General features: G+C 28.2%; 4 protein-coding genes. 2 read left to right on the forward strand and 2 right to left on the reverse strand.

The window, feature by feature from the left end; genetic code table 11:
• Positions 1-13 precede the first annotated feature (13 nt).
• Positions 14-373 carry a response regulator gene (locus tag XO12_RS08285; protein WP_047266872.1) on the reverse strand — a complete coding sequence of 120 codons (360 nt, stop codon included), beginning with the start codon at positions 371-373 and terminating at the stop codon, positions 14-16.
• A complete protein-coding gene (locus tag XO12_RS08290; RefSeq protein ID WP_047266873.1) occupies positions 373-2,880 on the reverse strand; it encodes an ATP-binding protein in 2,508 nt (835 codons plus the stop codon). Before XO12_RS08290 ends, XO12_RS08285 begins: the two co-directional genes overlap by 1 nt.
• 209 nt (positions 2,881-3,089) lie before the next feature.
• Here XO12_RS08290 and XO12_RS08295 point away from each other — a divergent pair, with 209 nt between their 5' ends.
• Entirely contained in the window at positions 3,090-9,794 is a 6,705-nt protein-coding gene (locus tag XO12_RS08295; protein WP_175420101.1) for a hypothetical protein, read from the forward strand.
• Positions 9,795-9,810: 16 nt separating this feature from the next.
• The gene (locus XO12_RS08300) at positions 9,811-12,369 is read left to right on the forward strand and encodes a hypothetical protein (protein ID WP_175420102.1); all 2,559 of its coding nucleotides are present in this window, start codon (positions 9,811-9,813) and stop codon (positions 12,367-12,369) included.
• The last annotated feature ends 356 nt before the right edge of the window (positions 12,370-12,725 follow it).

The raw sequence follows: 12,725 nt of genomic DNA on the forward strand, positions 1-12,725 counted from the left end.
GTAAATATGAGCTTTATTTATTTAATACTTTTAGTATGGACTCAATAACTTTCTCCTTATCAAAAGGTTTTACTATATAATATGAAGCACCTTTTTCAATAGCTTCAAGAACTCGCATTTTATGTCCTAAAGCTGTAACCATTATAATTTTAGCATTGGGATCATATTTTATTATTTCAGATAAAGCTTTGATTCCATCCATTACAGGCATTGAAATATCCATAGTTACAATATCTGGTTTATGTTTTTTATATACAAAAATAGCTTCTTTCCCATCAGAAGCTTCAATAATATTAAAATTCAATGGTTTTAATATTAATTTAAGCTGATTTCTAATAAATGGAGCATCGTCAACTATCAAAATTTTAACCATTATATCACTTCCGGAATTATAATATGGAATGAAGTACCTTTATTGCATTCGGTTTTAACATAAATTTTCCCTCCGAGTTTTTCTACCTCTTTTTTTACAATCGATAAACCCATACCTCTGCCAGAAATCTCTGTTGTTTTTTCTGAAGTAGTTAAAAATTCCATAAAAATAAGATTCAATAGATCTTCTTTATTGTTATATTTAATATTTTTGGATTTTGCAATAACTTTTAATTTATCTAAATCTATACCTGCTCCGTCATCTTTTATAATTATATTTATATTATTATTTTCTTTATATAAATGTATTTCAATATTGCCAAAATCATCTTTTCCTTCTTCAATACGCATTTCAGGAGTTTCGATTCCATGAGATATGATATTTCTAAAAATATTAATCAAGGATTTTATCAAAGAAAAATATTTTTCTGGATCAACCAGTATTATATCCCTTTCAATTAATTTTGGTTCATTAATAGTTTTTCCTTCTTTTTTAGCCAGTTCTTTTGTGTATAGGAGATACGGTTTGATCAATTGAGATAAATTTTTATATCTCAATTCTTCGATTTCTTTTATAATGTGATGATTTTTATCAAAATGTTGTTTTAACTCTTTTTCAATTTCAAGTATTTTTATTTTAGGTATTTTTAAAATATCTTCATCAATTTTATGTCCTAATTCTTTTTGAATATTTGAAATTTCTGTATTTAATAGTTTTTCCAGCTTTTTAATAGCATCTTTTTTCAAAGTATTATTTAAAATTTTACTTTCAATTTCATGAAGTTGATGGGCGATATTTTTTAAGTAAAATTGAGAGAAAATACCTTTATAATTGTGAATTTCACCAAAAAAAGTTTTATAGTGTTTTATATCCATGTTTAATAGTGATTTGATTAATTTTTTAATTCCAGTTATATTTAATACGAAAGTATCATAATTTTTAATTATTTCTACTATTTTAGCCAGATTTTCTTTTTCCTCATTGATTTTTAATTGTAAATTCTTTTCAGTTGTGATATCTTTGAGCTTTACCATGATTATTTCTTCATGATCTATGAATTTGAAGAAAACTTCATAATATCCATTATTTATTTTTAATTCTGAAGGTAAAAAAGATAGATAAACCTCTTTCTTAAATTTATCTTTTTCATTAAAAACATCGTCAAATACTCTTTTTACAAAATCTTTATCTTTTGTGTCAAATAATAAATCTATAGCATTTATACCTTCAATATTTCTTGCAAAAATTCTGATACACTCTTTGCTATATTCATTTTTTACAATGAAGTTTTTGTCAAAACTGAAAAAACCTTCTCCTGAATTATCAAGTAAAATTTTTATATCTTTTGTTCTTTTTGATATGATCTCTTCGAGATCTTTGTTCCAACTTTCTAATATTTTATTTTTTACAGACAATTCTAAATTTAACTCTTTTATGTTTTTTAAAATGAGTAAAATCATTGAATTTATCAAGAAAAATATTGACCATTGAATAAGAGGCCTTTGCCACTTAATTATTCTTAGATCACCCATTATTTCGTATATAGCAAAAAAAGAAACCAATATTATAGCTCCAGAAAAAATGTAAGCTTTAAAATCTTTAAGTTTATAACCGATATATATATTGTATATCATTATAATAATATCCAATAACATTGCAAAATATAATATAGTTGAAAAATCAACATAATAATTATACTCAAAGCCGTTTGCAATTTGTATTATGCTGATAGTAGAAAAATAAATTATATGAAAATATAATAAAATTTTTATAATTTTTTTTGTAGAATAGTCAAATATATTATAAAAAAAACCCATTAAACCTATTGGAGAAAGATATTTTCCAACATCCATCATGTATGCCCAGAATATGTAATTTGAAAAAAAGTATTTGAATGTCTGAGTTTGACCAGAAATAAATATTCCTATACCCGCAGAAAAAATTCCTAGATAAATTAGGGCTTTTCTTATTTCTGAAGATCTTTGAAAAATAAGAAAATATAGATATAAAATAAATGAAATTATCAAAATAAAAAAACTAAAAACAACCAATAGAATTTTATCTAATTCCACAAAAATCTGATGTCTTAATAATTCTATTTCATTTCCAAGTAAAAATTCTCCAAAAAACCCAACATCTCTTCTTTTTGAAGACACTTTTATGATTAAATATTTATTCTGAAAATCTTCTGGTATTTTAAAAATACTTTTTGGGCTAAAAAAACTTTTTGCAAATGTGTTATATATAAGTGTATCTCCCACTTTCATACTGGAATTATCAAATATACCTGTTAAATATACTGCAGGTGTATCCAGTTTTATATCTGGTAGTTTATATCTTAAATAGAGCATTTTATTTTTATTTTCTATTGGAACACCTGGAGTTTTATATTCATGCCACGCGCTTTCATCTTCCCATTTATATTCCCAACCATTATACAGCTTAATATAAGAAAAAGTAATAGTAATTGCAAAAATAAAAAAAATAGAAAACAATAATTTTTTCATTGTATCACCTCGAAAAAATTATATCATATTTTTAGGAATATTATAAGAGCTATTAAATGGTATTTTTTATAAGCATAATATAACTTTTTAAACGATATTATGGTATAATTAAATTGAATACAACAATTAAATTATTATTAACCATTGAACCAGGAAGAATTTATAAAAGTCAAAATATTATCTTTTCATAAAAAATAGGGGGTGTGTGTATGAAAAGTTTTAAACGGATTTTTTTGTTTTTGATGATTTTAATGTTATTTATCATTTCATTTTCAGCTGTAAAAAGCGTGAGTATACGAACAAAAAATATAGATACATGGGAATTTAATGTGTCTCAAGATTATGCCATAATTACACCAGGAGTAATATTAAATGGTAATTTATTTAGTGCTACAGTAAAGAATGATACAAATCCTGCTACTATTTATGCGGACATTAGATTGGATGTATTAAGTGGTGATTGGGCAGGAGATTATTTAATTGTTAGATTTGGTCCAATAGAGCTATCGCCAAATGAAATATTTGTTTTAAAAAATACTGAAATATTGGATTATCTGGATAAAGTTGCTTTGAAAGAAAATAATATGACACATGTTTCAAATTTACAGGATACATCAGATTTTTTGAATTTAGAATTGGCAGAAGGAAAGTATTCACTGAATATAAAGATTATAGAAGTGGTTAATGACGAAGAAGTTGATAGAGGAGATAAAACAGCAGATATTGCAATAATAAAACCAGATCCGATAGAATTTATAGTCCTTCCTGAAGGTGATACATTATTGCCGATAATAAAATGGTCATTGAGCAGGGTTCCATGGTATTCGACAACAAAAAGTGTGTTGGAAATTGAGGAAAATGGGAAATTAATTTATAGTCATGCATTTAACCATAACAAACCAGATTCAAATAATCTGGATCTGGATATAAAAGGCTATCCAACAGGAGATAATATTGAAGATGGTATTTTTACTTATAATATAACCGGAGCAGATGATGATCCTGTCTTCAAAAGAGGTAAAACCTATACACTTAGAGTTATTATGAAAGATTCTGGAAACAATGAAATAGCAAAAACACTTGATGAAAAGGTTACATTTGATATAACATATCCGGAATTAATATATCCAGCTGGAGAAATTGATAATGTTAATCCGACATTTGAATGGTCATTTGAATATGACAATGAAGTTTCCTATTACCTTTTACAAATAGAAAATATAGGCAATTTTAAGGTTTATGGTTCTCAATCTTATGAATTAGAAAAATCGTTGGAGTGGGGAAAAACGTATAAATGGAAAGTTATTCCATACTATGAAAATAACACCCCGTTTATAAATCCCGATGAAATAGAATGGGTAGAATTTAATACCCCTATGAATAATCCACCAGAAATTCAAATAATAAATCCTTCTGATGGGGAATTTCTTGTATATGGTAAAACATATACTTTTGAAGGAGAAGCGATTGATAATGATCCACAAGATGGTATTTCAGAAACATGGTGGGAAATTGAGGGTAAAAGATTTGAAGGAAATGCAATAGATTATACTCCAAAAAGAAGATATATGGATAGTCCTTTGAATATTAAATTTTATGCAAAGGATAATTATAATAATATTTCTCAATCTGAAATAAATGTTTTTGTAAAACAGCCAAAATTAAAAATAATAAAACCTCAAAATGGGATGGTATTTTCAGCTGGTGAAGAGGTTGAATTTGAAGCATTTGTACAGGATTTAGAAGAAGATTTAGTATGGTATGATAATGGAAATGAAATTGGAAGCGGTGAATCAATTACTTATACTTTTGATGAATCAGGGGAGCATGAAATAGAGGTTAAATCTGGAGAACTTTCAGATTCTGTTATTATTCAAATTGAACTTGTACCATTATTGCAAAGTGAAGAAACTGAATTTGAGGTGTATGTAAATGATCCTGTTACTTTAAATGTTGATTATGCAAATTTGGATCCTGGTGAGATCAATTGGATACTAAACAATAGGGTTATAGGCAACGGTTCTGATCTGGAATATACATTTAAAGAGCCTGGCAATTACATAGTTATTGCCAGATACAAAGAATTATCAGTTACGTTTAATATATATGTAAAAGCTATTCCAGAAATTCGAATAGTTTCCCCACTTAAAAATGCCAGGTTAATGGCTGGCGAAGAGGTATTATTAAGAGCAGAGGGGGAAAATGTAGAAGAAGAAATTATATGGTATTTAGATGAAGAAGAAATAGGAAAAGGTAAGGAAATAAATTATACATTTTCTATAGAAGATGAAGGGGTACATTCCCTATCAATAGAATCTGGTGTGGCTTCTTATGAAATTTCTATAGAAATATATGTAGATAGATATGTTAAAATTGTCGTTCCAGAGGAACGATTGATAGTACTGGATATAAATCAGACATTTACATTTAAAGCGGAAAAGAAAAATATAAATGAAGAGATTCAATGGTTTATAAATAATGAATTTGTTAATAGTGGAGATACTTTTGAATATACCTTTGAAGATAGTGGAGAATATAATGTAAAAGCAAAATCAGGAGATTTTTCTGATGAGATTGTAGTAAAGGTGGTAGGTGAAAAATATCTGATAATAAAAACCCCTATCGATGGAGCAAAATTTGAAATTGGTCAAAAAATAGAATTTGTAGCTGATTCTAAAAATCTAAAAGAAGAACTTCGATGGTTTGTAAATAATAACGAAATCGGAACAGGAGAAAGAATATCATATTCATTTGATGAATCTGGTACTTATGAAATAAAGGTCGTTAGTGGCGAATTGGAAAGCTCAATTGCAATAGAGATATTACCGCAGGAAGTTTTAAATATAGTCTCACCTCTAAACAATGAAGAATTTTATATTGGTGAAGAAATTACATTTGAAGTTGATGTGGAGAATTTACGTGGTGATGTTCAGTGGTTTGCAAATGACACATTAATAGGAAGTGGTGAAGTCTTAAATTATACATTTAATAGACCGGGAGAATATGAAATAAAAGCCAAAAGTCCTACAAAAGAAAGGACTATAAGAATAAAAATATTGGAATCGCAGACATTAAAAATTATATTACCAGAAGATGGGGATATATTTAAGTTTGGAGATACAATTAATTTGAAAGCTGAAACAAAATATGAAACAACAATAGAATGGTATATAAATGATGAATATATAGGTGAAGGAAAGGATCTTGGATTTATACCAGAAGAATCAGGAACTTATGAAATTAAGTCAGTTGCAGATGATATAGAAAAAGTGGTTCAAATATATGTATATAAACCTGTGTCCAATTTATCAATAGAAGGCATTAATAATAATTCTATTTTCTTTAAAGACGAAACAATTGACGTAAATGCAGTATATGAATTTGATGAAGAAATTGGTATAAAAGAACAAAAGTGGCTTCTTGACGGAGAACTAATCTCTAAATCAAAAGAGATAACATTATCAAATATGAGTGTAGGAAAACATGTATTAATATTTAAAGTTATGGATAATATGAATAATTCTATTGAAAATGTTGTAGAATTTACGGTTTTGGATAGAATTGAATTTAAAATTGTTTCGCCTGAAGAAGGAAGTCATTTTAATCTGAATGATTCAATAAGATTGAAAATCGAGCTATTAAACGGAAAATGGGATCAAATAAAAGAAATAAACTGGTATTTTAATGGTAACAAAATAGTTAGTGGGCGCGATGCGCTTGTCTCAAATGTTGGTGAGGGAGATATTGTAGTTAAGGTTGAATTAATAGATATTCTCGATGAAGTTTACACAAAAGAAATAAATATAAATATTTCAGATAAACCAATACTTGACATACTGGAACCTATAAATAATTCGACATTTAAATATGGAGAAGAGATAAAAGTTGTGGGAAATGTATATCAAACAACATTAGAAGGTAAAACTAATTTAAATACAGATGATATACTATGGTATTTAGATGGAACAGAAGTTGGAAATGGAGGAGTTATATTCCTTGATGGACTGGAAACAGGCGTTCATACAATACAAGCAGAATATGGTGATTTGGTATCAGAAATTAAGATTGAAGTTCTCGAGCCGTTAAAGGCTAAAATTCTTGAATCACAGGAGTTTATATTTAATCCTGGAGAAGATTTATTAATAAAAGGAGAAGGAGATGGTGAATTAACCTGGTATTTAAACGGGAATGAAATTGGAAAAGGTTCAGTTTTAACTTTAAATACACAAAACATATCTACACAGGCAGAATTAACTTTAAAAGCGGTGTTTGGTGAATTTAAAAGTGAAGATTCAATTACGTTATTACCTAACTCAAAACCGATAATAGTATGGGATTCTCCAGAAAATGAAGAAAAGTTTGTAACAACAGCAAATATTTCAATAAATGTAAAAGCAGAAGATAAAGAAGACGGTCTATTACCATACGAATTGTTTGTCGATGGTGTAAATATTGGAGAAAATGTTGATTCATTATTTGCAGGCACTTTAAAACCGGGTACTCATAATTTGAAAGTACTGGTAAAGGATAAACTCAACACAGAAGCCGTCGAATCAAGAAATATAATTATTAATCAAAAACCAAATCCAACAATCATATCTCCTCAAAATAATCAGGAAATAACTGCAGGTATGTCTCTTATACTTGAAGCTATTGTTCAGGATGATGATTCCATTAATGAAGAAAAAATAATCTGGATGATTGATGGTGAAGAAGTTGGAAGAGGTTTGAAAGTTGAATATACAGGTATTTTAACTACAGGAGAACATTTTGTTGATTTATATGTTGAAGATTCAATGGGAGAAAGCGTTCAACTTTCATCAAATATACAGATAGTTGAAAAACCTAATATAAGAATAATTCAACCAATTAATGATTCAATAGTAAATGTTGGAGATAAACTCATATTACAGGCTGAAGCATTTAAAGGACCAAATTTACCTTATGAAGATGAAAAAGTATCATGGAAGTTAGATGGAAGTATTTTAGGGAATGGAAAAAGAATTGAGTTAAATACAAATATTTTATCCTCTGGTGAGCATGCAATTACTGCTGAGGTCGAAAACGTATCGGATACAGTCAGGATAAAGTTAAACACACCACCAGCTATAGATATAGTAAAGCCTATGGATGGAAGTGTGTTGAGTACAAAGGACTTAATAATTTTTGAATCTATAATAACAGATTCCGAAGATAATGTAAGACCTGAAAATGTTGTATGGTTTATCAATGGTGAGCAAAAAGGGACTGGGATTTCATTTAATGCGGGTACGTTGAAACCAGGCGATTATAGGATAATAGCTAAAGTAACAGATAATAATGGGTTAACAGGAGAAAAAGCTATATCTATAAAAGTAGTATCACCTTTAACAGCTAATATAATATCTCCTGAAGATAAAGTTGGTTTTTCACAAACGGATGTAATTAATTTAAATGTAAATATTTCAGGAGGATTGGAACCATATGATATATTATGGACTATAAAACAACCAAATGTTGAAGACAAAAAGTTAGATGGAAATAATTTAAAAATAAACGCTTATGAATTAGAATATGGGAATGCTCTTGTTTCAGTTGATGTAAAAGATAGTCTTGGTAATATTTATACCGAAACAAAACAAATTACTATTTTTGAAAAGATAAAAATTAAAATAGTAAAACCTATTACAGGTCAAGTATTTGTAAAGGGGCAGGAAAAAATAAATGCTGTGGCTCAAATATTTAATGCAGAAGGAAAAAATCCAGATATTGAATGGTTTATTAACGATCAAAAAGTTGGTAATGGTTTGGTATTATCAATTGATACAAATACCTTTGAAAGTGGTAATTATGTATTAAAGGTAATTGCTAAAGCACAAAAAGATGAAGATTCAGACATAGTAAATATAGCTATAAGGGATAAATTAAAGATGAAAATATTGTCGACTTATAATATAGTAAAATCAAGTGAAGAAATTGAATTAAAAGGGTTTGCATTAGATCCAATAGATGGAGATATAAATAATATTAATTGGAGTTCAAATTTGCAGGGTGATTTGGGAACAGGGAAAAATATAAAAGTGAAATTAATACCTGGAAAACATATAATAACTGCTGTAGCTAAAAATTCAAAAGGATTTGTAGATAAAGATACAATAAATATATTGAGTTTAGGTGAAATGAGAATATCCATAGATAGTCCATCCAATGGAGATGTTTTTACCGGAGCAGTTGAAATTCCATTTAAGGCTATAGTAATTGATGCAGATGGGACAAAAATACCTTCTGAAAACATTATCTGGATTTCTAATATAGATGGTCAAATTGGTAGAGGTTCGGAAATAAATAAAAAATTAAGTAAGGGAGAACATGAAATAACGTTAAGTGCTATGAGCAAATATAATGGTTCAATTACCAAAAAGATTTCTATTCAGGTACTGGAAGAAGTGAAAATAGAACGAGATCTTGTAATAAATATAGAAGAGGGATTATTAATTGTTCAGGGACAACCGATAGAACTAAGTGCTTATAAAATGGGAATTGATGATGATATTATATGGACTTCTGATATAGAAGGGGAGCTTGGTGTTGGAGATACTATAGAAGCTGTACTAACTGTACCTGGGGAACATGAAATAATAGCTACTGCAGGTGAAATATCGAAATCCGTTAAAGTAAAAGTAATACCTTATGAAGAAAAAAGAAATGTTCTTGGTGTGGTAGTTGCATTAAAAGGGAATGCTTCAATAAAATATAAAGATCAAATAAATGATTTGAAATTAATGGACCCCCTTTATGCAGGTGATACGCTTGTGATTTATAATGATTCAGAAATAAAAATTGTATTTACCACTGGAGTTCAAAAAATATATACTATAAACACAAATGAAGGCGTCAAATTTGCAAATAGAAGAGAAATTTCTTTTAATGAATAAGTTTAGGGGGGATATTATGAAAAGAAATTTAGGAATATTAATATTAATATTAATGATTTCAGCAATTGCTTTTTCTCAGGAAGTTATATATGATAAAGAAGTATATGAAGGGCAAAATGTAAAGATAAGCGTTAATTTTAAATCAGGTCAAACTTTTAATGAAGCTAAGCTGTTTTTTAGAGCATATGATGAAAGAAAATTTAATATATTAAAATTAAGAGTTTTTCAAAGTTCTGCGGAAGCTGTCATACCGGCAGCTCTGCTTACAACTACAAAATACAATTTTTATATTCAATTAGTTGATGATAAAGGAATAGTTCAGAGATTTCCAGAAGGATTTGGTAAATATTATCAGTTTGAAGTATTGCCAGATACATTAAAACCTAAAATCAAATTCATTTCACCACTAGCGGGACAAAAATTTTTTGATAATGAATTAATACCGATCGCTATTTTACTGGATGAAAATGAAACAGGAATAGATCCGAAAAGCATTTCTTTTAAAATTAATGATAAAAAAATAGAAAATTATAATTTAGAAGGAAATTTATTAACATATAAACTTACTAATGCTCCTTTTGGCGAATATAATATATATATTCAAGTTGCAGATAAGAAAGGTAATGTATCTAATCCAGATGAAATAAAAGTTATAATGAAGGAGAAAGGACCACCATTAGTTGAATTTACATTTAATAAAAGTTATGAATTAGCTTCTGAATTTAAATTTGAAAGTAAAATATCAACCACAAATGAATTGGTAGAAAAAAATATTATCGACTCATTACAGATGAAATTTTCTCAGGATATTAATTTAGGGTCAAACCTGAGATTATGGGTATTTAATTTAGGGTTCAGAACAACATTTTCTCAGGAAAGTACAGACATTGTTCAGTTATTTAAAGATTTTTCAAATCAATTAAATTATGATTTGAAAGACGCATTAAGGTTAATAAACCCCTTGACTATGGATGATTATACTATTTATGAATTACCAAGGAACATCGATGTAACGAATTCTTTGAGCGTTTATATGGATTTAGCTTTTTTAAAATATCAATTTTTTGATAATCAAATAAACTTCAATCCATTAACGGTAAATAATTATAATGTCAGGGGTCATTATGCAGAGGTGGATTTTTATCTGGCGAAGGCAGAATTTGCAGCTGGAAATAGTGATGTTGGAGTATTTGAGACCTCTTATCCAAGATATTTTGCTGGTATAAAAACAGGGATAAACCTTTTTGAAATATTAAAAACGGATGTAGATGTTTCTGTAATTTCTGATTATCAGGGGGCTCAGGACGATAGGTATATAAAATCATTGTTTAAAATTCCTGATACAGTAACTCCAAAACAAAATATTTTATTAGGGTTGAATACAGAAATCAATTTAGGATTAATTAATTTAAAATCCAATATTGGCGCGGATATATACGTTGATGATTCTTCAAATATTATAAGTGTAACGGATATGGCATCACAGGTTGCAGTTATAGCTGGCGATCCATCAATAAAAGATACAGTAGAAGGTTATGTAAAACAAATAGAAGATGTTTTCCCAAAAACATTTGATTATTTCCCAATATCAAATGGTATAATATCAGCGGTTACAGATAAATATTTATTAGGAACAGTTATTTCTCTGGAAAGTGAAGTTCCTTTCCTTGGCCTTGATTTATATTACTTAAAAGCAGATAAAAATTATAAATCATTGGGAGTTTCAGCGCCATCAAATGTAATGAAATATGGAGCTAAATTTAAAAAGAAAATATGGGTTTTAAACTTAAAAGGAGAGTATGAATTAAAAAAGGACAATACAACATTAGTAGGATTAGATGAGGTTTTAGGAATTGCTCTGGGAACAATGGATACAAATGAATTAATCAATAAAATTAATCCGTTAAATGATATATTTGGAGATGAAAAAATAACTTCACCAACAAAGGACGATTTAAGAAATATAACAGAAAAATATAAATTTGGAGCAAGTTTGAAATTAGGATTTTTGGGTACATTAGGTGGAGAATATTCATTTGAGCATCAAACAAATAATGCAGAATTTTTGATTACAAATGGTGCTACAGATGTGAGTGATAATGATAAAAAGGATAAGACAATAGTCGGATATTCAGCATCATTAAAAAATATGGGATTTAAAACAGATAATTTTTCAATAAAATTATCCTTTGATGCTGGATTAAAAGATGTTAATGACACAATAAACAATAGCCAGAGTATTCTTTTAACTTATGGGGCAAAAACGAATATAACCTTGTGGGCTATAGGGATAAATGGTTCCTATAAACAAAAACAGGAGGAAGATACTATTACGACAGAGATGGGAATAGGATTAAAGACAAAGTTAATACAGGGAGCTTATACCAATATTAAAAAAACAGATAAGAATAATCCAGAAGATATTTATTCCGACACTAACAAAATAGATATGAAAATGAATTTTAATGTAAGTATTACATCTTTCCAGATTGGAGCACAATTGCAATTGCCGGATTCATATACTGATCAGGAAGGAAAAATCAATGCATATGCAAAGTTTGCTATTTCATTTTAATAAAGATTAATCCTTGCATAAAAAATGCAGGGATTTTTGTATATTTTACAATTATTTGTGGTATAATTATATTAATATTAAATTTAAATCAATATTAAATTTAAAATAAATAGATACGATGTCCAAAAAGTCAAATTCACTCAGGCAGCTCGATTGCTTATCCTTAAAATTATTCATTCTCAGCCGTCGCTCAGATTTTTCATCCATGAAAAAGCTTCACTCAAAAAAACATCCTGTTTTTTTGACGGCTAACCCACCGTAGGTGCGTTAAGGGCAATCTTCGAGCCTTCGTTTCATTTTAGACTTTTTAGACAATATAGTTTTGTTGAACTTTTTGGATATTAGATTGTTAGAAC

The organism is Marinitoga sp. 1154 (assembly GCF_013363285.1).
Lineage (GTDB): Bacteria > Thermotogota > Thermotogae > Petrotogales > Petrotogaceae > Marinitoga.